Origin of the sequence: Streptomyces sp. NPDC012935, assembly GCF_042900345.1 — a bacterium.
Classification (GTDB): domain Bacteria; phylum Actinomycetota; class Actinomycetes; order Streptomycetales; family Streptomycetaceae; genus Streptomyces.
The window spans coordinates 230,342-252,789 of the sequence record NZ_JBIBBC010000006.1 but is presented as its reverse complement, the minus strand read 5'-3'; the positions used below and the strand labels follow the sequence as shown (position 1 = coordinate 252,789).

Annotated in this window: 22 protein-coding genes; 12 read left to right on the top strand and 10 right to left on the bottom strand. The window is 70.9% G+C overall.

Features of this window, described 5'->3' with window-relative positions; all coding sequences use genetic code 11:
• The first annotated feature begins 3 nt into the window (after window positions 1–3).
• The 5 genes from ACFY5C_RS17580 to mscL all read left to right on the top strand — a co-directional run bounded on the left by ACFY5C_RS17580 (window position 4) and on the right by mscL (window position 3,921).
• A complete protein-coding gene (locus ACFY5C_RS17580; protein WP_389445166.1) occupies window positions 4–1,296 on the top strand; it encodes an MFS transporter in 1,293 nt (430 codons plus the stop codon).
• 67 nt (window positions 1,297–1,363) lie between these two features.
• Window positions 1,364–1,687 carry an FmdB family zinc ribbon protein gene (locus tag ACFY5C_RS17575; RefSeq protein WP_389445165.1) on the top strand — a complete coding sequence of 108 codons (324 nt, stop codon included), beginning with the start codon at window positions 1,364–1,366 and terminating at the stop codon, window positions 1,685–1,687.
• A gap of 77 nt (window positions 1,688–1,764) precedes the next feature.
• Window positions 1,765–2,607 (top strand): S-methyl-5'-thioadenosine phosphorylase, encoded by an 843-nt coding sequence (locus ACFY5C_RS17570; protein ID WP_389445163.1) that lies wholly within the window; start codon window positions 1,765–1,767, stop codon window positions 2,605–2,607.
• A 135-nt stretch (window positions 2,608–2,742) separates the two neighbouring features.
• Complete coding sequence (locus ACFY5C_RS17565) at window positions 2,743–3,315, top strand: hypothetical protein (RefSeq protein WP_389445466.1); 573 nt, start codon at window positions 2,743–2,745, stop codon at window positions 3,313–3,315.
• A gap of 147 nt (window positions 3,316–3,462) precedes the next feature.
• Window positions 3,463–3,921: a large conductance mechanosensitive channel protein MscL gene (gene mscL / locus ACFY5C_RS17560; protein ID WP_389445162.1), complete on the top strand. Its 459-nt coding sequence runs from the start codon at window positions 3,463–3,465 to the stop codon at window positions 3,919–3,921.
• Window positions 3,922–3,925: 4 nt separating this feature from the next.
• On the opposite strand, the gene ACFY5C_RS17555 is transcribed toward mscL, so the two are convergent.
• Entirely contained in the window at window positions 3,926–4,111 is a 186-nt protein-coding gene (locus ACFY5C_RS17555) for a hypothetical protein (protein ID WP_362384496.1), read from the bottom strand.
• Window positions 4,112–4,210: 99 nt separating this feature from the next.
• Between ACFY5C_RS17555 and ACFY5C_RS17550 the strand changes: the two genes are divergently transcribed.
• From ACFY5C_RS17550 to ACFY5C_RS17535, 4 genes are all read left to right on the top strand, one after another.
• A complete protein-coding gene (locus ACFY5C_RS17550; RefSeq protein ID WP_389445160.1) occupies window positions 4,211–5,449 on the top strand; it encodes a low temperature requirement protein A in 1,239 nt (412 codons plus the stop codon).
• 90 nt (window positions 5,450–5,539) lie between these two features.
• Window positions 5,540–6,568 carry a P1 family peptidase gene (locus ACFY5C_RS17545; RefSeq protein ID WP_389445158.1) on the top strand — a complete coding sequence of 343 codons (1,029 nt, stop codon included), beginning with the start codon at window positions 5,540–5,542 and terminating at the stop codon, window positions 6,566–6,568.
• 167 nt (window positions 6,569–6,735) lie between these two features.
• Window positions 6,736–7,956 carry an Ig-like domain-containing protein gene (locus ACFY5C_RS17540; RefSeq protein WP_389445465.1) on the top strand — a complete coding sequence of 407 codons (1,221 nt, stop codon included), beginning with the start codon at window positions 6,736–6,738 and terminating at the stop codon, window positions 7,954–7,956.
• 178 nt (window positions 7,957–8,134) lie between these two features.
• Window positions 8,135–8,881: a DUF6227 family protein gene (locus ACFY5C_RS17535; protein WP_389445157.1), complete on the top strand. Its 747-nt coding sequence runs from the start codon at window positions 8,135–8,137 to the stop codon at window positions 8,879–8,881.
• Between the two features lie 258 nt (window positions 8,882–9,139).
• Here ACFY5C_RS17535 and ACFY5C_RS17530 read toward each other — a convergent pair whose 3' ends face one another.
• The 5 genes from ACFY5C_RS17530 to ACFY5C_RS17510 all read right to left on the bottom strand — a co-directional run bounded on the left by ACFY5C_RS17530 (window position 9,140) and on the right by ACFY5C_RS17510 (window position 15,314).
• A complete protein-coding gene (locus ACFY5C_RS17530; RefSeq protein WP_389445155.1) occupies window positions 9,140–9,382 on the bottom strand; it encodes a hypothetical protein in 243 nt (80 codons plus the stop codon).
• Between the two features lie 121 nt (window positions 9,383–9,503).
• A complete protein-coding gene (locus ACFY5C_RS17525) occupies window positions 9,504–11,630 on the bottom strand; it encodes a fructose-specific PTS transporter subunit EIIC (protein ID WP_389445154.1) in 2,127 nt (708 codons plus the stop codon).
• A gap of 250 nt (window positions 11,631–11,880) precedes the next feature.
• Window positions 11,881–12,828 (bottom strand): 1-phosphofructokinase, encoded by a 948-nt coding sequence (pfkB, locus tag ACFY5C_RS17520; RefSeq protein WP_389445153.1) that lies wholly within the window; start codon window positions 12,826–12,828, stop codon window positions 11,881–11,883.
• Window positions 12,825–13,586 carry a DeoR/GlpR family DNA-binding transcription regulator gene (locus tag ACFY5C_RS17515; protein ID WP_328427065.1) on the bottom strand — a complete coding sequence of 254 codons (762 nt, stop codon included), beginning with the start codon at window positions 13,584–13,586 and terminating at the stop codon, window positions 12,825–12,827. Before ACFY5C_RS17515 ends, pfkB begins: the two co-directional genes overlap by 4 nt.
• Window positions 13,587–13,784: 198 nt before the next feature.
• Window positions 13,785–15,314 carry an MFS transporter gene (locus tag ACFY5C_RS17510; RefSeq protein WP_389445151.1) on the bottom strand — a complete coding sequence of 510 codons (1,530 nt, stop codon included), beginning with the start codon at window positions 15,312–15,314 and terminating at the stop codon, window positions 13,785–13,787.
• Between the two features lie 62 nt (window positions 15,315–15,376).
• Between ACFY5C_RS17510 and ACFY5C_RS17505 the strand changes: the two genes are divergently transcribed.
• On the top strand, window positions 15,377–16,351 hold the full coding sequence (locus ACFY5C_RS17505; protein WP_389445149.1) for a helix-turn-helix transcriptional regulator: 975 nt from the start codon (window positions 15,377–15,379) through the stop codon (window positions 16,349–16,351).
• A 222-nt stretch (window positions 16,352–16,573) separates the two neighbouring features.
• On the opposite strand, the gene ACFY5C_RS17500 is transcribed toward ACFY5C_RS17505, so the two are convergent.
• Both ACFY5C_RS17500 and ACFY5C_RS17495 read right to left on the bottom strand, forming a co-directional pair.
• Entirely contained in the window at window positions 16,574–17,173 is a 600-nt protein-coding gene (locus ACFY5C_RS17500; protein ID WP_389445463.1) for a TetR/AcrR family transcriptional regulator, read from the bottom strand.
• Between the two features lie 430 nt (window positions 17,174–17,603).
• Complete coding sequence (locus tag ACFY5C_RS17495; RefSeq protein WP_389445148.1) at window positions 17,604–18,602, bottom strand: RNA polymerase sigma factor RpoD/SigA; 999 nt, start codon at window positions 18,600–18,602, stop codon at window positions 17,604–17,606.
• A gap of 169 nt (window positions 18,603–18,771) precedes the next feature.
• Here ACFY5C_RS17495 and ACFY5C_RS17490 point away from each other — a divergent pair, with 169 nt between their 5' ends.
• Window positions 18,772–19,302 carry a GNAT family N-acetyltransferase gene (locus tag ACFY5C_RS17490; protein ID WP_389445461.1) on the top strand — a complete coding sequence of 177 codons (531 nt, stop codon included), beginning with the start codon at window positions 18,772–18,774 and terminating at the stop codon, window positions 19,300–19,302.
• Window positions 19,303–19,323: 21 nt separating this feature from the next.
• Here the strand turns inward: ACFY5C_RS17490 and ACFY5C_RS17485 are convergent, their stop codons facing one another.
• Window positions 19,324–20,112 carry a dioxygenase gene (locus ACFY5C_RS17485; protein ID WP_389445146.1) on the bottom strand — a complete coding sequence of 263 codons (789 nt, stop codon included), beginning with the start codon at window positions 20,110–20,112 and terminating at the stop codon, window positions 19,324–19,326.
• A 117-nt stretch (window positions 20,113–20,229) separates the two neighbouring features.
• Here ACFY5C_RS17485 and ACFY5C_RS17480 point away from each other — a divergent pair, with 117 nt between their 5' ends.
• A complete protein-coding gene (locus ACFY5C_RS17480) occupies window positions 20,230–20,766 on the top strand; it encodes a MarR family winged helix-turn-helix transcriptional regulator (protein ID WP_389445145.1) in 537 nt (178 codons plus the stop codon).
• A gap of 120 nt (window positions 20,767–20,886) precedes the next feature.
• On the opposite strand, the gene ACFY5C_RS17475 is transcribed toward ACFY5C_RS17480, so the two are convergent.
• A complete protein-coding gene (locus ACFY5C_RS17475; protein ID WP_389445144.1) occupies window positions 20,887–22,428 on the bottom strand; it encodes an MFS transporter in 1,542 nt (513 codons plus the stop codon).
• Between the last annotated feature and the right edge of the window lie 20 nt (window positions 22,429–22,448).

Genomic DNA, 22,448 nt, shown 5'->3' with positions numbered 1-22,448 from the left:
GCCGTGGCATCCACGGTCACCACCGAGCCGTCGAAGGACGCGCCGGCCTCCTCCCGCCCGGGATACGGACAGCTGCTGCGCACCCGCGGCGCCTGGACGTTCCTGCTCCCCGGCTTCGCGGCACGCCAGCCGTTCGCGATGCTGACCATCTCCATCGTGCTGCTCGTGCAGCACACCACGGGTTCCTACGGTGCGGCGGGCGCCGCCGCTGCCGTCACCGGCGTCTCCATGGCGCTGTTCGCGCCCTACAGCGGCCGCCTCGCCGACCGCTACGGCCAGCGCGCCGTCCTGATCCCCGGCATCCTGCTGCACACCCTGTCGGGCCTGACCCTGACGACGCTCGCCCTGACCGACGCGCCCCTGTGGGCCCTGTTCGTCGCCGCCGTGCCCACCGGCGCCTCGGTGCCGCAGGTCGGACCCATGGTGCGGGCCCGCTGGGGCGTGAAGCTCCAGGGCTCCCCCCTGATGACGACGGCCGCCGCCTTCGAGTCGGTGACCGACGAGCTGACCTTCGTCGTCGGCCCGCTGCTGGCCACCGCCCTGTGCACCGCTGTCGACCCGGCCGCGGGCCTGGTCACGGAGGCCGCGCTCACGTTGCTCGGCGGTCTGCTGTTCGCCGCGCAGAAGAGCACGCAGCCCTCGGTCACCGCCGTCGGGCACACGCGCGTGGAGCAGACTTCCGCGCTGCGCATCCCCGGCGTGCGCGTGCTGATCGTGACCTTCCTCGGCATCGGCTCCGTCTTCGGCGGCATGCAGGTCTCGCTGACCGCCTTCTCCGAGTCCATCGGCGAGCCCGGCCTGAACGGCGTCCTGTACGGCACCTTCGCCGCGGGCAACATGCTCTCGGGCATCGCCTGCGGAGCCATCGCCTGGAAGGTCGCCCCGCAGCGCCGCCTGCTCATCGGATACGCCGCCCTCGCGCTCACCGCGTCCGGCCTGTGGGCCGCGCACTCGGTGCTCGTCCTGGCCGGCCTCGGTCTGCTCGTCGGCATGTGCATCGCACCCGCGCTGATCACCGGATACACCCTGGTCGAGAGCCTGGTCCCGGCCGGTGCCCGCACCGAGGCCTTCACCTGGCTCACGGGTGCGGTCGCGCTCGGCCAGGCCGCCGCCGTCACCGTCGCAGGTCAGCTGGAGGACCGCTTCTGGGGCGGCGCCGGGTTCCTGGTGCCGATGGGCGGCACTCTCCTTGCCCTCGCGACCCTGGTGGCGCTGCGGTCGCGGCTGGAGACACGGTCCGGCAGCCGGACGGTCGCACGTGGCGTGGGTCACCGCGTGCCGGTGGCAGTGGACTGAGCGGCTGGAATACGTCACTATGGACCGTCGTTAGCACTCATCGAGTGAGAGTGCCAGGAGGAAGACAGTGCCCACCTATCAGTACCAGTGCACCGAGTGCGGCGAGGGTCTCGAAGCGGTGCAGAAGTTCACCGACGACGCCCTGACCGAGTGCCCCAGCTGCCAGGGCCGCCTCAAGAAGGTGTTCTCCGCGGTCGGCATCGTCTTCAAGGGCTCCGGCTTCTACCGGAACGACAGCCGCGGCTCCTCGTCGAGCAGCTCGCCGGCGTCGTCGAAGTCGTCGACGACCTCCTCGTCCGACTCGTCCTCGTCCGCCTCCTCGTCGTCTTCGTCCTCCTCGGACTCGAAGCCGTCGAGCGCCGGCACCTCCTCCAGCAGCTCCGCCGCGTAGGACTCGTTCCTTACGGGACCCTTTCGCCGTCCGGCGACGGGGTCCTCGGCGTTTCCCGGTGCGGTTAGGGTGCGGGCATGGCGAACAAGGCGAACGTGGAACTCGGCGTGATCGGCGGCTCCGGCTTCTACTCGTTCCTCGACGACGTGACCGAGATACAGGTCGACACCCCTTACGGGCCGCCCAGCGACTCACTCTTCCTCGGCGAGATCGCCGGCCGGCGGGTCGCCTTCCTGCCCCGGCACGGACGCGGCCACCATCTGCCGCCGCACCGGATCAACTACCGGGCCAACCTGTGGGCGCTGCGCTCGCTCGGCGCGCGCCAGGTGCTCGGCCCGTGCGCGGTGGGCGGGCTGCGGCCCGAGTACGGACCGGGCACGCTGCTGGTGCCGGACCAGCTGGTCGACCGTACGAAGTCCCGGGTGGGGACGTACTTCGACGGACTGCCGCTGCCCGACGGCGCCGTGCCGAACGTCGTACACGTCTCCCTGGCCGACCCCTACTGCCCCACCGGTCGCGCGGCCGCGCTGAAGGCGGCGCGGGGACGGGACTGGGAGCCGGTGGACGGCGGCACTCTGGTCGTGGTCGAGGGGCCCCGCTTCTCGACCCGTGCCGAATCACTGTGGCACCAGGCTCAGGGCTGGTCGGTGGTGGGCATGACCGGTCACCCCGAGGCGGCGCTGGCCCGGGAACTGGAGCTCTGCTACACCTCGTTGACGCTGGTCACCGACCTGGACGCGGGTGCCGAGACCGGCGAGGGCGTCTCGCACGACGAGGTGCTGCAGGTGTTCGCGGCGAACGTGGACCGGCTGCGGGGCGTGCTGTTCGACGCGGTGGCCGCGCTGCCGGCGAACGACGAGCGGGACTGCCTGTGCACCAAGGCGCTGGGCGGGATGGATCCGGGGTTCGCGCTGCCGTAGGGGGTCCGCGGGAGGGCGGAACTCCTCGTTCGGGCGAGGGAGTTGTCCACAACCGGTCGGTAGTCCACGAGCTCCGGCGGGCGGCGGCGCGATGCCTCATCGTGGCTTCGCAAGCCGTTCCCGTCGTCGCAGGTGGTGGTCCACGTGTCCGTTGCACCCTCGTCCCCCTCCCCCGTCCCCGCTGCTCCGCTCCCGCTGGGCACGGACGCCCCCGCCGTCTGCGAGGTGCCGCACTTCGCCCCGGTGCGGGTGCGCGGCGGGCGGTATCGCCTGCACCGGCTCGTACGGCAGCGCAGGCGAGCCGTGGCCGCCGGGCTCGCGGTGACCGCGGCGGCGCTCGTGGCAGCGGGCCCGGGTGCGGCCGACCGGGCGCGCGGGCATCCGGTGGCGGAGCCGGTCCGCCGGCACCCGGCCGTCGAGCGGGCGCGTGCCGTCGAGCGGGTGTCCGCGCCGGTGCGGATCTCCGACGGGGCCACCGTGCGGCTGCTGCGGCCCGGCGATCGGATCGACGTGATCGCCGCGCAGGAGAGCGTGGCGGGCGGTGAGGCCCGGGTGGTCGCGCGCGGGGCGCGGGTGACGAAGGTGCCGGAGCCGTTGGACGCCGCGAGCGAGAGCGGGGCGCTGGTCGTGCTGTCGGTTCCGCGCTCCACCGCGGCACGCCTGGCCGGCGCGAGCGCTACGGCGCGGCTGGCGGTGACGCTGTGCTGAGCCGGATCGCGCATGTCGTGCACATGGCGCTGGATGCCCTGTCAAGCCCCTCGTTCAGGTGGCCTGACTGGACAGGATGGCGTAACGCTGACGTAGGTTGCGGAGCTGTTCGTTCCACAACCTGCGTATGCGAGGAGAGACTCCGCGGTGAGCGAGAAGAAGGAACCGGGCCTCTGGGACGGCTTCAAGGCCTTCCTGATGCGCGGGAACGTTGTCGACCTGGCGGTAGCGGTGGTCATCGGCGCCGCGTTCACCAACATCGTCAACGCGGTGGTGAAGGGGATCATCAACCCACTGGTCGGAGCGATCGGCACCAAGAACCTCGATCACTACAGCTCGTGCCTGAGCTCGACGTGCCAGGGCGAGCAGGGCATCCAGATCCTGTGGGGGACCGTCCTCGGCGCGGCCCTCAGCTTCGTGATCACCGCGGCCGTCGTCTACTTCCTGATGGTCCTGCCCATGGCGAAGTACCTGGCCCGAGTGGAGGCCCGCCGCAAGGCGAAGGAGGGCACGCAGGAGGTCATCGAGGTGACCGAGCTGGAGGTGCTCAAGGAGATCCGCGACGCCCTGATCGCCCAGCGCGGCTCGGGGCACAGCCAGCAGTAGGGGCTCAGAGGTGGTGGGGCGGCTTCTCGTCGAGGAAGCGCTTCAGGTCGGCCGCGCTGTCGCCGCCGGTACCGGGCCGCTCGCCCCACCCGCGGTCCGTGTCGTCCGAGGACTGCTGGTCCAGCGGGTCGTCGAAGACCAGCGCGGGCTTCGGCTCACGCGGTTCGGGGGCGGCGGGGGCGGTGCTCATACGTCCAGAGTACGGCCCGCGCGGTGATGCCCCCCGCCCTCGCACACGGGTGATCCCTTACGGGAGAAATTCCCCGCTCCATCTGCTGTGCTTGTCCCCATGACGTCCAGTTCCACTCCCGCGTCGGGCGCTCCCCGCCCACCCGGGCACCGCCGCCCGCTGCGCAGGCTCACCGCCCGTGGCCGGCGTGAGGAGCACCGGGTCGCCACTCCACTGGAGCTCTTCTTCGACCTGTGCTTCGTCGTGGCCATCGCCCAGGCCGGCATCCAGTTGGTGCACGCGGTCGCCGAGAGCCACGCGGGCCAGGGGATCCTCGACTACGCGATGGTCTTCTTCGCCATCTGGTGGGCCTGGATGAACTTCACCTGGTTCGCCTCCGCCTACGACAACGACGACATCCTCTACCGGGTCGTCACCCTGGTCCAGATCGCCGGCGTGCTGGTCCTGGCGGCCGGGATCTCGCGGGCGTTCGAAAGCCGCGAGTACGTGGCGGTGCTGCTGGGCTATGTGATCATGCGGCTTGCCCTGGTGACGCAGTGGCTGCGGGTGGCCAGGTCGAGTGAGGGCCCGGAGCGGAGAATGGCTTTGCGGTACGCCGGCGGCGTGCTGCTGTGCCAGGCCGGCTGGGTGGGCCTGGTGCTCCTGCCCGAGGACGCCAGACCCTGGCTGTTCCTGGTGATGGCGATCCTGGAGATGTGCGTGCCTCCGTTCGCGGAGAGGGAGCACCCCACGTCCTGGCACCCGCATCACATCGCCGAGCGGTACGGACTGTTCACGATCATCGTGCTCGGCGAGACCATCGCCGCGGCCACGGTGGCGGTGAAGACCGGCATCGACGAGAACGACGCGCTGGGCGATGTCCTGCCGATCGCCGCGGGCGGACTGCTGATCATCTTCGCCGCCTGGTGGATCTACTTCGTGGTGCCGATCCACGGCCATCTGCGCTCCAACAGACAGGCGTTCCTGTGGGGCTACGGCCACTACGTGGTGTTCGCGTCGGCGGCCGCGATCGGCGCGGGTCTGGAGGTGGCGGTGGAGCAGACCGTGGGCAAGGCGCACATCTCGACGCTGGCGGCGTCGGCCGCGGTGACCCTGCCTACGGCCCTCTATCTCCTCACGGTGTGGGCGCTGCACTCGCGCTACTTCAAGGTGGGGATCACCCAGCAGCTGGTGCTGCCGACCACGGCTCTGCTGGTGATCTGCTGCACCTTCCTGGGCGATTGGGCGGTTCTCGTGGCCGGCATCGTCACGGCGGTGGCGGTGGTGACCGGGGAGACGCTGACGGCCACCAGGTCGGCCCGAGGACACGGGACGACGGCGGAGACGCCGGTCGCCTGACAGTTGGGTCCGGTCAGGCACCGTGCCCCGGCCGGCCACGTATGGCCGGTCTTCGCGGGGCCGCGCAGGTGACTGGACGAGACTGGGCCCATGACAGTTGACGCACTGACAGATGTCGCCGGGCTGCGGGTGGGGCATGCGACGCGTACCGGCGACGGTTGGCTGACCGGCACCACGGTCGTCCTGGCGCCCGAGGGCGGGGCCGTCGCCGCCGTGGACGTCCGCGGCGGCGGTCCGGGCACCAAGGAGACGGACGCCCTCGATCCGCGCAACCTCGTGCAGAAGGTCGAGGCGATCGTGCTGACCGGGGGCAGCGCGTACGGGCTGGACGCGGCGTCCGGGGTGATGGCCTGGTTGGAGGAGCAGCGGCGCGGCGTGCGCGTCGGGGTGGATCCGGCTCATGTCGTGCCGGTGGTGCCCGCCGCGTGTGTCTTCGATCTCGGCCGGGGCGGTGACTTCCGGGCGCGGCCGGACGCGGCCACCGGGCGGGCGGCGGTCGAGGCGGCCGCGGCGAGCGAACCCGGCGACCCGGTGCGGGAGGGCTGCGTGGGCGCCGGCACGGGGGCGACTGTCGGACCGGTCAAGGGCGGGATCGGCACCGCGAGCGTCGTCCTCGACTCGGGGATCACGGTGGCCGCGCTGGTGGTGGCCAACGCGGCGGGTTCGGTCGTGGATCCCGAAACCGGGGTCCTGTACGGGGAGTTGTTCCAGGGGCGCGTGGACTACCCGCAGGAGAGCGTCCACGAGGCCGCGCGCCAAAGCCTCGCCGAGATCGCGGCGAAGAACGCGCCGCCACCGCTCAACACCACTCTCGCTGTGGTCGCCACCGATGCGGACCTGACGAAGGCGCAGGCGCAGAAGCTGGCCGGCACGGCGCACGACGGCATCGCGCGGGCCGTACGACCGGTGCATCTGCTCAATGACGGGGACACCGTGTTCGCGCTGGCCACCGGGGAACGCCCGCTCGACGCCGGGCAGCCCCTCGCGCTGAACGAGCTTCTCGCGGCGGGCGCGGACGTGCTGACGCGGGCGATCGTGCGGGCCGTGCGGGCGGCTGTGCCGGTGGACGGGCCGGGTGGAGTGTGGCCGTCGTACGGGGAGTTGTACGGGCAACGGTGACAGGGACCGGCAACGTAGGCCTCCGGTGCGGGCGCCGCGGCCGATTGTCCCGGTTGTGTCACGTGATGGCGTTCACGGCGCACGTTGGGAACCCGGTCCCGTGGCGGTGGCCTCTTCCACCGTGGAACGGAACGGATCCCGTAGATCGCATGAAGATGGAGTATCTCGTGACAACGCCGGACATAGCAGCGCGGCGCACAGTGGGGGCATGTGCCGCCCTGATGATCGGCGCTCTGACGCTCACCGCCTGCGGTGGGAGCGCCAACGCCGATCACGAGGACGGAAAGGGCGGCAATGGTTCGTCCAAGACTTCCGCAGCGCAGATCGCGATCTCGGCGAAGGACGGCTCGACGGGGGCGTCGATCAACTCGACCGGTGTGAAGGTCAGTGACGGCAAGCTGACTGAGGTGAAGATGACGGTGGCCGGGACCGGGCAGGCCGTGCCGGGCTCGCTGGCCGCCGACGGGGTCAGCTGGAAGCCGAAGGAGCAGCTGGAGCGCGGGACGAAATACCAGATTTCGGCCACCGCGAAGGATGCCGACGGGCGCAACGCCGCGGCCGACTCGACCTTCACGACGGTGTCGAAGGCCAACAGCTTCGTCGGGACGTACACGCCCGACGACGGCACCACGGTCGGCGTCGGCATGCCGGTGTCGTTCAACTTCGACAAGGCGATCAGCAACAAGAAGGACGTCCAGTCGCACATCACCGTCACCTCCAGCAGCGGCCAGAAGGTGGTCGGGCACTGGTTCAACGGGCAGCGGCTCGACTTCCGGCCCGAGGCGTACTGGAAGGCCGGCTCCAAGGTCACGATGAAGGTCGACCTGGACGGGGTCGAGGGCGCGAACGGCGTCTACGGGGTGCAGAAGAAGACGGTCACCTTCACCGTCGGGCGCTCGCAGGTCTCCACGGTCGACGTCAACACGCAGACGATGACGGTCGTGCGCGACGGCAAGACGGTCAAGTCGGTGCCGATCTCGGCGGGCAGCTCGGAGTTCTCCACCTACAACGGGCAGATGGTGATCTCCGAGAAGTACAAGAAGGTCCGCATGGACAGCCGCACGGTCGATCTCGCCAACGCGTACGACATCAAGGACGTGCCGAACGCGATGCGACTGACGCAGTCGGGGACCTTCCTGCACGGCAACTACTGGTACAGCCAGGGCAATCCGCCCTTCGGCCGCCAGGGCACCAGCCACGGCTGCGTCGGTCTGCAGGACATGAAGGGCGGGCAGGGGGACACCCCCGCCAAGTGGTTCTACGACAGCTCGATCCTCGGTGACGTGGTGATCGTCAAGAACTCCCCCGACAAGACCGTGACGCCGGACAACGGACTCAACGGCTGGAACATGTCGTGGAACGAGTGGGTCGCGGGCAGCGCCGCGTGACCCACTGAAGTGCCGTCCGAGCAGGGATTCTTGACAGTTCGTCGGGCCGCGCGGGAACTTCTCGCGCGGCCCGCGCGTTTTACCGGACGTACGTTTTCTCGGTTCCCGGACATGATGTCCGACCGAGGGGCTACGGTATGCACCCACAAGGTGACATGCAGCAACGCCGGGAGAAACCTTGAGCGTTCCGTACGAGACGGCAGCGTACGAACCACCCGAGTCGCCGGAGTCTCCGGAGGAGCACCTCGCGCGACTCCTCGGCCGTGCCCTGAACTCGTTCGAGCTGCCCGACGAGACGATACGGCGGCTCGACTCTGCGCTGGCTCACGACAGCTCACTGCACTCCGCGCACCACAGCGCGGGGCTGCATCGAGAGACGTACCGGCACACCTGGCTGCTCGCCGACGGGTCGGCACTCACACTGTGGGAGCTCGTCCACAACACCGCGCGGGGCCGGGCCCCGCAGCACGAGGTGTACGTCGACGAGGAGGAGTTGCGCGCCGCGACCGGGCGGCTGCCGCTGCCGCCGGACGCGCCGGACTTCGAACTGCCGGTGACGGTGCAGCTGTCGCCGATCCCCGCGCCCCGGCACGCCTATGTGCCGGACGACTCGGCGGACCACGCGCGCCGGCTGCTGCGCCGCGCGGAGAACCCGGACCGGCCGGACGCGGCCACGGCCGCGCTGCTGGCCACGGCGTTCGCGCACCAGATCACCCAGGCATTCGGCCGCCCCGGCCGCGCGGGGCGCCCCGGGCTGTGCTTCTCGCTCTACGAGCACGCCTTCCTGCTCCGCGACGGCAAGGAGATCTCCCTCTGGGAGGTCGAGCACACAGCCACGCCCGACGGCCGGCACATGTGCGAGGTGTACACCAGCGAGGACGCGGCACGCGACGCGATGGAACGGCGGGCTGCGCAGGTGCCGTAGGGCTGGCGCGGGTGCCTCAGGGGGCGGCGGCAGGTGCCGTAGGGCTGGTGCGGGTGCCTCAGGGGCGGCGCGGGTGCCGCGGGGCTGATGCGGGTGCCTCAGGGCTGCGCAGGCGGCGCGGGTGCCGCGAGGGCTGGTGCAGGTGCCGTGAGGCCTGGTGCAGGTGCCGCGAGGGCGGCGCGAGTGCCGCGAGGGCGGCGCTGGGGCCGCGAGGGCGGCGCGGGCGCCGGAGGCAGCCCGTCCGAGCGGCTCAACCCTTCAGCGGCTGTCGTCCAGTTGGCGCACCAGGCCGGCGAACGCGTCCCGTTCTGCCGGGGTCAGTTCCACGGCTTCCAGGGCCGGGGCGGTCTGCCGCTGGTGCGGGAGGCCGGGGAGCGTCCCGGGGGCGGCCTCGGGGCGGGTGCGGCGCAGGAGGCGGGCCAGCCCCATCACCCACAGCACGGCCGCCAGGGCGAGGACGACCGGGCCCAGCAGCTGGATGATCGAGACGTTCTCAGGCATACGCTCCAGTAGACAACACGGTCCGGGCCATTGGGCCCGGACCGTGACGTATCTCGCAGGTGCCGTGAACAACTCACGGCGCCCGCAAAGGGACAAGCCGGCGACTTGCCCGGCGGAGGGCTTATGCGGCCACCGGCTGCTTCGCCTCCGCGGTCGTCGCCGCCGAGGGCTCAGCGGCTGCGGCGCCCTCGGGAACCGTCCTGCGCATGCCCTTCAGGACGATGACCAAGCCCGCCGTGACCGCCGTACCGGCCGCGATGGCCAGCAGGTAGAGGAACGGCTTGCCAATCAGGAAGGTGACCCAGATGCCGCCGTGCGGGGCGCGCAGCGTCGAGCCGAAGGCCATGGTCAGCGCGCCGGTGACCGCGCCGCCCGCCATGGAGGCGGGGATCACGCGCAGCGGGTCGGCGGCCGCGAAGGGGATCGCGCCCTCGGAGATGAAGGAGGCCCCCAGGACCCAGGCGGCCTTGCCGTTCTCGCGCTCGGCGGTGGTGAACAGCTTCTTGCGGATCGTGGTGGCGAGGGCCATGCCGAGCGGCGGGACCATGCCGGCGGCCATCACGGCGGCCATCACCTTCATCGCCGAGTCGCTGGGATCCTGCACGGCGATACCGGCGGTGGCGAAGGCATACGCGACCTTGTTGACCGGGCCACCCAGGTCGAAGCACATCATCAGGCCGAGCAGGATGCCGAGCAGGGCGGCGTTGGTGCCGGAGAGGCCGCCCAGCCAGTCCGTCATGGCCTTCTGAGCCTCGGCGATGGGCTTGCCGATCACCACCAGCATCAGGAAGCCGACGACCATCGACGAGATCAGCGGAATCACGACCACCGGCATGATGCCGCGCAGCACCGGCGGGATCTTGATCCGTTGGATACCGAGGACCACGCCACCGGCGATCAGACCGGCGGCCAGACCACCGAGGAAACCGGCGTTGATGTTGGCCGCGATCATGCCGCCGACGAAGCCCGGGACGAGACCCGGCCGGTCCGCCATGCCGTATCCGATGTACCCGGCGAGGACGGGGATCAGGAAGCCGAAGGCGACGCCACCGATCTGGAACAGCAGCGCAGCCCAGCTGTCGACCTGGAGCCAGTCGAAGTGCTCAGTGACCGGCTGAGCCTTGTCGATCTCCCAGCCGCCGATCGCGAACCCGAGGGCTATCAGCAGACCGCCCGCCGCGACGAACGGGACCATGTAGCTCACGCCGGACATGAGCCACTTGCGCAGCTTGGTGCCGTAGCCCTCGCCGGGCTCGCCGGCGCGCTCGACGGGGGTGCCGGGCCGGGCGGCCGCGGTGGCCTCGCCGCGCTCGGCCTTGGCACGGACCTCGGAGATGAGGTCGGCGGGGCGGTTGATGCCCGCCTTCACGCCGACGTCGACGGTGGGCTTTCCGGCAAACCGGTCCTTCTCCCGTACGGCCACGTCGTGGGCGAAGATCACGCCGTCCGCCGCCGCGATGACGGCCGGGTCCAGGCGGGTGAAGCCGGCCGAGCCCTGCGTCTCGACGACGAGCTCGACGCCTGCGTCGCGGCCCGCGTTCTCCAGCGACTCGGCCGCCATGTACGTGTGGGCGATGCCGGTCGGGCAGGAGGTGACGGCGACGATACGGAAGGGGCGGTCGCCGGGGGTCTCCGTGGTGGCTTCGGAGGAAGCGCCCTCGGCAGGGGTGGTGGTGCCCGTGGCGTCGTCGGCGGAGGCCGCCACCGACGACGCCACGGAGTCCTGGGAGCCTTCAATGACTCCAGAGCCTTCGGAACCGGTGGTGTCGGCCGGCCCCTCCGCCTCGGCCGGCCCTTCCGCCTCCGGCTCCTCCCCCCGGATCAGCGCCGCCGCCGACGCCGCGTCCCCCGCCGACCGCAGCGCGTCCGTGAACTCGGGGTTCATCAGCTGCCGGGCCAGCGACGACAGGATCGTCAGGTGGGCGTCGTCCGCGCCCGCCGGAGCAGCGATCAGGAAGATCAGGTCGGCGGGGCCGTCCGCGGCGCCGAAGTCGATGCCGGCGGTGCTGCGCCCGAAGGCGAGCGTCGGCTCGGTGACGTGCTCGCTGCGGCAGTGCGGGATGCCGATGCCACCGTCGAGGCCGGTCGGCATCTGTGCCTCGCGGGCGGCCACGTCGGCGAGGAAGCCCTCCAGGTCGGTCACCCGGCCCAGGGCCACCATGCGCTCGGCGAGGGCACGCGCCGCCGCGTCCTTTGTGTCGGCGGACAGGTCGAGATCGACCAGGTCCGCGGTGATCATGTCGCTCATCGCGGGCTCCTTCGCACGCGTATCGCCCGGGGAGTCTGGTGGGCGGTGAAGGGGACGGGGGTGCCGTGGGGGGCGGCATGAATGCGGTGGGGGGAGGCGAGGTCGAGGGAGGCGGGGTCGGGGAGAACCCGCCTCCCACGGGCGGCAGAGCGGCTCAGGTCGCTCTGCCGTCCGTCGGTGGCCGTGAGTAACGCCGAGCTTCGCCGGTCACGATCCGGATCGGCAAGAACTGTGACAACCACGACATTCGTCATGACACCGGCTCCTTCAGTACGCGGTCCACCGGCACCTCGGCGGTGACCGTCACCGCGGTCGGGTCCAGATCGGCCGGCGAGGGCATCACACTGCCGGGCAGCTGTACGGCCGCCGCACCGTGCGCGACCGCGGAGGCCAGCGCCTCGGGCCCGGCTCCCCCGGCGATCAGAAAGCCGGCGAGGGAGGAGTCACCGGCGCCGACATTGCTGCGTACGACGTCCACGCGCGCGCTGCCGAACCAGGCGCCAGAGCCGTCCACGAGCAGCTGCCCGTCGGCGCCCAGGCTCGCCAGTACGGCGCCGGCGCCCATCGCGCGCAGCTCCTCGGCGGCCTTCAGCGCGTCGCCCACGGTGGTCAGGGGGCGCCCGACGGCCTCCGAGAGCTCCTCGGCGTTCGGCTTCACCACGTCGGGCCGGGCACGCAGCGCTTCGAGGAGAGCGCGCCCGGAGGTGTCCAGCGCGATCCGCGCGCCGCCCGCGTGCGCCCGGGTGACGACATCGGCGTACCAGGACGGGGCGAGCCCCCGCGGCAGGCTGCCGCAGCAGGCGATCCAGTCGGCGTCGGGCGACTGCTCGCGGACCGTCTCCAGCAGGAGTTCCTGCTCGGCGGCCGACAGCTGCGGCCCGGGCGCGTTGATCTTCGTGAGCACGCCGTCCGACTCCGCGAGCGCGATGTTGGACCTGGTGGCCCCGGCGACCGGCACCGGGGCGACCTCGATGCCCTGCGCGTCGAGCAGGTCGGCGACGAGCGCGCCGGGCGCGCCGCCCAGGGGCAGGACCGCGACCGTGCGCTGCCCGGCGGCCGTGACGGCGCGCGAGACGTTCACGCCCTTGCCGCCCGGGTCCATGCGCTCGCCGGTGGCGCGTATGACCTCGCCGCGATCGAGGGACGGCACCTCGTAGGTGCGGTCCAGGGACGGGTTCGGGGTGACGGTGAGGATCATGCGCGCACTACTTCCGTGCCCCCGCGCTCGATCGCGGTGGCGTCTTCCGGGCTCAACCCGCTGTCGGTGATCAGCAGGTCCACGTCGCTCAGGTCGCCGAAGCGGGCGAAGTGCTCCTGGCCGTGCTTGGAGGAGTCGGCGAGCAGCACCACGCGGCGGGCCGCGGCCACCGCGGCCCGCTTCACCGCGGCCTCGGCGAGATCCGGGGTGGTCAGACCGTGCTCGGCGGAGAAGCCGTTGGCCGCGACGAACAGGACGTCGGCGCGGATCTCGCCGTACGCGCGCAGCGCCCAGGCGTCCACGGCGGCGCGCGTACGGTGCCGTACCCGCCCGCCGACCAGGTGCAGCTGGATGCCGGGGTGGTCCGCGAGGCGGGCCGCGATCGGCAGGCTGTGCGTGACGACGGTGAGGGACGCCTCCAGCGGCAGCGCGGCGGCCAGGCGGGCCACCGTCGTACCGGCGTCGAGGATCATCGTGCCCTCGGTCGGCAGCTCGGCGACGGCCGCCTTCGCGACCCGGTCCTTCTCGTCGGCCGCCGTCGACTCGCGCTCGGCGAGATCCGGCTCGAAGTCCAGACGCCCGGCGGGGATCGCGCCACCGTGCACACGGCGCACGAGCCCGGCGCGGTCGAGGGCCTTCAGGTCACGGCGGATCGTCTCCGCCGTGACCTGGAACTCCTCGGCCAGCGACAGGACGTCCACCCGGCCGCCGTCACGGGCGAGGCGGAGGATCTCCTGCTGCCGCTCCGGTGCGTACATGTCCGTTCGCCTCCGAACTGTGCCCGAACTTGTGGTTTCAGCGGGAGGCTACGCCTGGATTTCCGGAAAGTAAACAGGTTCGGGCTCAATCGGGCATGAACGGGAATGCCGAGGGGCCCGGCACCGAAGTGCCGGGCCCCTCCCCCGCTTCTCGGGAGCTGCTCCGCGGTTCCGCTCGCCGCCCCGCTCTCCCCGCTCTCAGGGCACCAGCACGGGCTCCTGCTCCGGTGCCGGCGACGCCTCCTCCCCCGCACCCTCCACGTGCTGCGCGGGCCGCTTCGGCAGCGCGAACATCAGCAGGAAGATGACGGCCATCACCGCGGCCACCCAGCCCAGCGCGTGCTGGAAGCCGTCCACGAAGGCCGCGCCCACCGCCGGACGCTGCGCCGCCTCGGCCAGCTGATCGTCGATGACGCCGAAGAAGACGACGGACACCAGGCCGAGGCCGAGCGCGTTGCCCATCTGCTGCACGGTGTTGATCAGGCCCGACGCCGAACCGGAGTGCTCGCGCGGCACCTCCGACAGGATCGCGTCCGTCAGCGGGGCCACGATCAGGCCCATGCCGACACCCATGACGATCAGGGGCAGGGCCATCTGCCAGGGCGCGATGGAAAGGCCGTAGTGGTCGGACTCCCAGATGTAGAGCAGGACGCCGAGCGCCATCACCAGCGCGCCCGCCTGCAGCACCTTGCGGCCGAAGCGCGGCACCAGCGCCTGCACGGACATGCCGGCCGCCACCGAGACCGCGATCGAGAAGGGGATCCCGGTCAGGCCCGCCTTGAGCGGACTCCAGCCCAGACCGAACTGCATGTACATCGTCCAGACCAGGAAGAAGATGCCGAGCGCCACACCGAACACGGTCTGCACCGCGATACCCGCCGCGAAGCTCTTCACCTTGAACAGTGACAGTTCGACGAGCGGGGAGCCGTCGCGGGTCGCCTTCCGCCTCTCGTACGCCACCAGCACCGCGAGGACGACGAGCGCGCCCGCCATCGACACGTACCCCCACAGCGGCCAGCCCAGCTCACGGCCGCGCGTCAGCGGGTACAGCAGCATCAGCAGGCCCAGCGTGACAAGGGCGACGCCGACCAGGTCCAGCTTCAGTGCCTTCGGCGCCTTGGACTCGGTGATGTAGCGGCCGCCGAGGATCAGGCCCGCGATGCCGACCGGGAGGTTGATGAGGAAGATCGGGCGCCATTCGAGGCCGAACAGGTTCCACTCCGTCAGCAGGGCGCCGAGCAGCGGGCCGGTGACCGCGCCGAGTCCCACGACCGCTCCGAACAGGCCGAACACCTTGCCGCGTTCGTGCGCCGGGAAGGTGGCGTGCACGATCGACAGGACCTGCGGGACCATCAGCGCCGCCATCGCGCCCTGCAGGATGCGGGAGGCGACCAGCATCTCCGGGTTCGCCGCGAAGCCGCACAGCGCCGAGGCGATGGTGAAGCCGCCGATGCCGATGAGGAACAGCCGCTTGCGGCCGTGGATGTCGCCGAGACGGCCACCCGTGATCAGACCCGCGGCGAAGGCGAGTGCGTAGCCGGCGGTGATCCACTGGATCTGGCTGAAGCTCGCGCCGGCCTCCCGCTGGATCGACGGGATGGCGATGTTGACGATCGTGACGTCGACGAGGTCCATGAAGGCCGCGGTCATCACGATCGCCAGGGCGAACCATCGGCGGCGGTCGCCTGGGGCGGGCTGAGGTGCGGGTGACGTTTCGGAGGAGGTCATGCATCGAAGATAGGACCGCACTAGGTCAGGCCGTGTCCTACTTCTGGGGGATCCTCGGATACATGACGACGGATACTCCGGCACGGCTCCTGACTCTTCTCTCCCTGCTTCAGACGCCCCGCGAATGGCCCGGCGGCGAACTCGCCGACCGGCTCGGGGTGTCCCGGCGTACGGTGCGGCGGGACATCGACCGGCTGCGGGAGCTGGGATATCCCGTGCAGGCGAGCATGGGCGCCGACGGCGGCTACCGGCTTGTCGCGGGCAAGGCGATGCCGCCGCTCGTCCTCGACGACGAGGAGGCCGTGGCGATCGCGGTCGGGCTGCGGGCGGGGGCCGGGCACGCAGTGGAGGGAGTGGAGGAGGCGTCCGTGCGGGCGCTGGCGAAGCTGGAGCAGGTGCTGCCGTCGCGGTTGCGGCATCGGGTCTCCACGCTGCAGGCCGCGACCACGCCGCTGACCAGTGGGGACGGGGCGAGTATCGCGCCCGAGACGCTGACGGTGATGGCGGCGAGTGTGGCGGGGCAGGAGCGGTTGCGCTTCGCGTATCGGGCGGGGGACGGGACGGGGTCGCGGCGGCTGGTGGAGCCGTATCGGCTGGTGTCGACGGGGCGGCGCTGGTACCTCGTCGCGTACGACCTCGACCGGGGGGACTGGCGGACGTTCCGGGTCGACCGGGTGAGCGAACCGTTCGCCACGGGGGCGCGGTTCGCTCCGCGGGAGTTGCCTACGGGGAGTGCGGCGGAGTATCTGCGGCAGTCGATGTGGCGGCGGCAGGAGTCGTACGAGTTCGTGGTCACGTTCGCGGCGTCTGCCGAGGTGGTGGGGGCTCGGTTGCCGGGGTGGCTGGGGGTGCCCGAGGCGGTGGGGGCGGAGCGGTGCCGGCTGCGGGGCAGCAGTAGTGATCCCGTTGAGTGGATGGGGGTGCGGTTGGCGATGGTGGGGTGCGAGTTCGTGGTGGAGTCGCCCGGCGAACTGGCGCGGGCTGTGCGGGAGTTGGGGGGACGGCTGAGGAGGGCTGGCGAGTCCGGGGGTGGGTGAGGGCATGCCTGCGGCGGCCCGCCCGGGTGAGTGGGGGTGCGCGTAGCGCCTGCGGGTGGGGGGTGGGTCGGGGCCGCGTCGGGGGGGTGTCCGTCCTCGGTCGGGCGGTTGAAGTCACTCAAGAGGGGCCGCTTCTTGACGCCCGCCGCTGCGGGCGGACGCCCCCCGACGCGTCCCCTTGCCGCCGTACGCGACTGCGGGCCGCCATCGCTTCGGCCGTGGCTATACGTCCTCCCAGGGAAAGTCCCTCAGCGTCGCCAGGTTGCGCATCGCCAGGGCCGCCGGGCCCTGCGGGCCCTCTGGTGGGGCGTCGCCTGCTGCCCAGGTTTCTACGGCCACTCGTACTGCGGCGGCGGCCACTGCGGCTGCGAAGTGGAGGGAGGGGGAAGGGCGTTCGGCAACGTTGTCGTCGGTGCCGGGGGCCGCCGACCTCGCGGCGAGTACTTCCGCCAGCGTCGTCTCCGACTCGTGGCAGACCTCCGCCCACACCTTCCTCAGCGCGGGGCTCGAGTTGGCCAGGCGGACCAGGGTGCGGACCCAGTCCCAGGAGGCTGTGGAGACCGCGGTGCCGGGGGTGAGGGTGTGGCGGGCCGCGTGTTCCAGGGCCTGGGGAAGGGGGAGGTCGGGCGGGGCCTTGCGGACCGCTTGCGACCAGCGGTCGGCGCCTGCCGCGTAGAGGGGGGCCACCGCCTCTTCCTTGGTGGCGAAGTAGCGGTAGAAGGTGCGCGGGGCGATACCGGCGGCCTGCGCGATGTCCTCGGCTCGGGTGGCCTTCAGGCCGCGTTTCACGAAGAGGCCGGCCGCGGCGCGGGCGATCTCCATGCGGGTTGCCGCCTTGCGTCGCTCCGTGAGGGACGGGGAGGAAGCGGGGGTGGGGCTGCTCACGCTCGGCAGGCTATGCCCATGTGGCACAATCTGCCATTCGGGTGGGCCACCCCGTGGTTCAGGTACGGGGTGGCCCGCCCTTCCAGGCCTGCCCCGGCGTGCGAGAGAGCCGGGCCCGGCACCCAGGGGGGTTGGGCGCCGAAGCCCGGCTCGGGGAAAGTCCCGGCGCCGGGGGGAGTGCGTCGGGACTTGGTCAGTGGGACCCGGTGCGGTGCGGGTCAGTGGCCTCGGAGGCTGAACTCCCTTGCCTGGAGGTCTTGTTCCCGGGGTCCTGTCGGTTGAAAGCGGCGTTACGCGCCATGTTTGCGCGGTCTTTCGCCACCCGGCGTACGCGGCCGCACCCTTTGCACGCCCTGTGGCCGTGACGTTACGCCGCGGCGTCGAAGCCGGTGCTGCGCGCGAGCTTCTTCAGCTCCAGCAGAGCGTGCTTCTCGATCTGGCGGATGCGCTCGCGAGTGAGGCCATGCTCCTTGCCGACCTCGGTCAGGGTGCGCTCGCGGCCGTCCTCGATGCCGTACCGCATCTTGATGATGGACGCCGTGCGCTGGTCGAGGCGGCCGATCAGGTCGTCCAGCTCCTCGCTGCGCAGGAGGGTGAGGACCGACTGCTCCGGAGAGACCGCGGAGGTGTCCTCCAGCAGGTCGCCGAACTGGGTCTCGCCCTCGTCGTCCACCGACATGTTCAGGGAGACGGGGTCGCGGGCCCAGTCCAGGACGTCCACCACGCGGTCCGGGTTCGAACCGAGCTCGGCGGCGATCTCCGCGGGCTCCGGGTCGCGGCCGTGCTCGCGGTTGAACTCGCGCTGCACTCGGCGGATGCGGCCCAGCTCCTCCACCAGGTGGACGGGGAGGCGGATGGTGCGCGACTGGTCAGCTATGGAGCGGGTGATCGCCTGGCGGATCCACCAGGTGGCGTACGTGGAGAACTTGAAGCCCTTGCGGTAGTCGAACTTCTCCACCGCGCGCACCAGGCCGGCGTTGCCCTCCTGGATCAGGTCGAGGAGGGGCAGGCCGCTGCGCGGGTAGCGGCGGGCCACCGCGACGACCAGGCGGAGGTTGGAGCGGATGAAGATGTCCTTGGCCCGCTCCGAGTCGGCGACCAGGGCCTCGAGCTCCTCGCGGGTGGCGTCCGCCCTGGCCTCCTCGTAGCCGTCGAGGACCTGCCTTGCGAACACACCCGCCTCGATGATCTGTGACAGCTCGACCTCTTTGGCTGCGTCGAGAAGCGGCGTGCGCGCGATCTCGTCGAGGTACATGCCGACCAGGTCGCGGTCCGCGATCTCGCCGCCATGGGCGCGAACACTGCGTGCCTTGTCGACGGTCTCGCCGGTGGCGGACTGACGACGGGCGACGGCACGGGTTGCCATGCGTGCTCCCTTGCGATGTGGGCGGGCGGGTGATTCGTGAACGCTTGGGACTCTTCTCGAGTGCCCTGCATCCGATGGAAACAACGACTGGAATCAGGACAGAATTCCCAACCCACCCCCGTATTTTTCTGATCTTGCAGTACCCTGTCCGGCCACACGAGGAGGCATGATGCCGTCGGCACGTACAGAGGTGCAGGTCAGACCGGGAGTCGAGAGTGACCTCGAAGCCCTCACCGACATCTACAACCACTATGTACGTGAGACGCCGATCACATTCGATACCGCCCTCTTCACGCCGGAAGAGCGCCGCCCTTGGCTGCTCTCCCACCCTGAAGACGGCCCGCACCGGTTGATGGTTGCCACCCAGGGGGCTCCTGGGGCCGACTCACAGCGGATTCTCGGTTACGCCACATCCAGCGCCTTCCGGCCGAAGCCCGCCTACGAGACCTCTGTCGAGGTGACCGTCTACCTCGCACCGGACGCCGGACGCCGAGGCGTCGGCACCCTCCTCTACAAGGCCCTGTTCGAGGCCCTGGACGGCGAGGACGTGCACCGCGCCTACGCCGGTATCGCCCAGCCGAACGAGGCGTCCACCCGGCTGCACGAGCGGTTCGGCTTCCGGTACGTCGGCACGTACCGCGAGGTGGGCCGCAAGTTCGGCCGGTACTGGGACGTCGCCTGGTACGAGAAGGAGCTGTGAGCCGGGCCGGAAGGCCGGACCTCAGCCGAACTGCACCGAGCGCTTCGCGAGCCCCATCCAGAACCCGTCGATCACCGACTTCTGCGTCGCCTCCAGCTCACCGGTCGCGTCCGCGGCGCCCATCGTCACGAACAGCGGGGCGAAGTGCTCGGTGCGCGGATGGGCGTAGCGGCCGGCCGGAGCCTTGCGCAGGAAGTCCAGCAGGGCGTCCCAGTCGCGGTTCTCCAGCGCCTGGCGGCCCCAGTCGTCGAACTCCACCGACCACGCGGGTATTCCACCCTGCCTGAGGGCGGCCAGGTTGTGGGTGAAGAAGCCGGAGCCGACGATCAGCACGCCCTCGTCGCGCAGCGGCGCCAGTTTGCGGCCGATCTCCATGAGCCGCACCGGGTCGAGGGTCGGCATGGAGATCTGCAGGACGGGGATGTCGGCGGTGGGGTACATCTCGACGAGGGGGACGTAGGCGCCGTGGTCGAGGCCGCGGTCCGGGATGTCCTGCACGGGGATGCCGGGGGCGCGCAGCAGTTTGCGTACGGACTCGGCGAGTTCGGGGGCGCCGGGGGCCGCGTATCGCACCTGGTAGTAGTGCTCGGGGAAGCCCCAGAAGTCGTAGACGAGAGGAACGGTCCCGGTGGCACCGATCGCGAGCGGGGCCTCCTCCCAGTGGGCGGAGACCATGAGGATCGCCTTCGGGCGCGGCAGGTCGGCGGACCAGGCGGCGAGCTCGGCGGGCCAGAGCGGATCGTCCGCAAGGGGCGGGGCGCCGTGACTGAGATAGAGGGCGGGCATGCGCTCCTGCGTGGCGGCGGACATGGCGACGGCTCCCTCCGGGGACTTGAAGCCATTTGCTTCAAATCTAAAGCTTCTCTGCCAGAGACGGTACGCCGCAGTAGTTAAAATTTCAAGGAGAGCTCTCGTACAGTGGAGTACATGAATACGGCATCGACCTCCGCGCCACCCTCGCCCGACCCCGCATCCGCACCGGAACCGCGCTGGCTCACCGACGAGCAGCAGCGCGTCTGGCGCACCTACCTGGATGCGGCCACCTTGCTCGAGGACCACCTGGACCGTCAGCTCCAGCGGGACGCGGGCATGCCGCACATCTACTACGGGTTGCTGGTCAAGCTCGCCGAGTCCGCGCACCGCAGGCTGCGGATGACCGAGCTGGCGATGTACGCGAAGATCACCCGCTCCCGTCTCTCGCATGCCATCGCCCGGCTGGAGAAGAACGGCTGGGTCCGGCGCGAGGACTGCCCCGATGACAAGCGGGGCCAGTTCGCGGTGCTGACGGACGCGGGCCTGGAGGTGCTGCAGCAGACCGCGCCTGGCCATGTGGAGGCCGTGCGGCAGGCGATGTTCGACCGGCTTACGCCGGAACAGCAAAAGGCCCTCGGCGAGATCATGCGGATCGTCGCCGAGGGCCTGCAGCCCAGCGAAGCGGGTGCGGACCTGCCCTGGCTCCGCTGAACCGCTCATTCAGCGAGCCGGGGCAGGTCCTGGGGGTCGTACGTACGGAGCGTCCCCATCCCCGTACGTACGCCTGGCCCGAAGGGGTGGCCGGCGGTCGCCGCCGGCCTCGGTGCTACGTCAGTGCGCGACGACCGGCACCGGCACCTCGTCCTCGGCGCCCTCCTCGGAGGACGCCACCGTCGTACCGCCCGGGCGGCCGGCGTTGACGAAGGTCAGGGCGATGACCGCGGCCGCGACCAGGATGCCGACGGCGAACCAGATGGCGCTGGTGTAGCCCTGCACCATGGCCTCCAGCTGGACCAGCTGCTGCTGGGACCGGCTGGTGGCACCGGCGATGTGGTCGGCGACGTACGCCGTGGTCGCCGAGGCGGCGATCGTGTTCAGCAGCGCCGTACCGATCGCGCCGCCCACCTGCTGCGAGGTGTTCACCATCGCGGAGGCCACACCGGCGTCCTGCGGCTTGACGCCCTGCGTGGCCAGCGACATCGCCGGCATGAACGCGGTACCCATGCCGAGGCCGAGCAGCAGCATCGCCGGCAGCAGGAGCGCGGCGTACGAGGAGCCGATCTCCAGCTGGGTCAGCAGCAGCATGCCGAGGGCGGCGACCAGGAAGCCGGGGCCCATCAGCAGGCGCGGCGCGACCCGGGTCATCAGGCGGGTGCCGATCTGGGTGGAGCCCGCGATCATGCCCGCGATCATGGGCAGGAAGGCGAAGCCGGTCTTGACCGGCGAGTAGCCCTTCACGATCTGCAGGTAGTAGGTCAGGAAGAGGAACAGGCCGAACATCGCGATGATCGCGAGGCCGAGCGAGAGGTAAATGCCGCCGCGGTTGCGTTCGGTGACCACGCGCAGCGGCAGCAGCGGGGCCTTGACCTTGGACTCGACCAGGACGAAGGCCGCCAGCAGCACACCGGAGGCGACGAACATGCCGACCGTCAGGGAGTCGCCCCAGCCGTTGGACTCGGCGCGGGTGAAGCCGTAGACCAGCGCGACCAGACCGAGGGTGGACAGGATCACGCCCGGGATGTCGAGCGCGGAGCGGTTGCGGGCGCCCTTGGGCTCACGGATGACGAACCAGGCACCGGCCGCGGCGAGAATGGCGAACGGGATGTTCACGAAGAACGTCCAGCGCCAGTCCAGGTACTCGGTGAGGAAACCGCCGAGGATCAGACCCACGGCACCGCCACCACCGGCGATCGCACCGTAGATGCCGAACGCCTTCGCGCGCTCCTTGGCATCGGTGAACATCACGGCGAGCAGCGAGAGCGCGGCAGGAGCGAGCAGCGCGCCGAACGCACCCTGCAGGGCGCGGGCGCCGAACATCATGGCCTCGTTGGTGGCCGCGCCACCGAGCGCGGAGGCCGCGGCGAAGCCGCCCAGACCGATGACAAACGCCCGCTTACGGCCCCAGAGGTCGGCGATACGGCCGCCGAAGAGCAGCAGACCACCGAAGGCGAGGGCGTAGGCCGTGACGACCCACTGCCGGTTGCCGTCGGAGATACCCAGGTCCTGCTGGGCGGAGGGCAGGGCGATGTTCACGATGGTCGCGTCGAGCACGACCATCAGCTGGGCTATCGCGATGAACGCGAGCGCTTTCCAGCGGTTGGGATCAGCGGCACCGAGGGTGCCGCCGGAAGCCTTTACGGCCGTTTCAGACATGGGTCTACCCACTTCGGGAC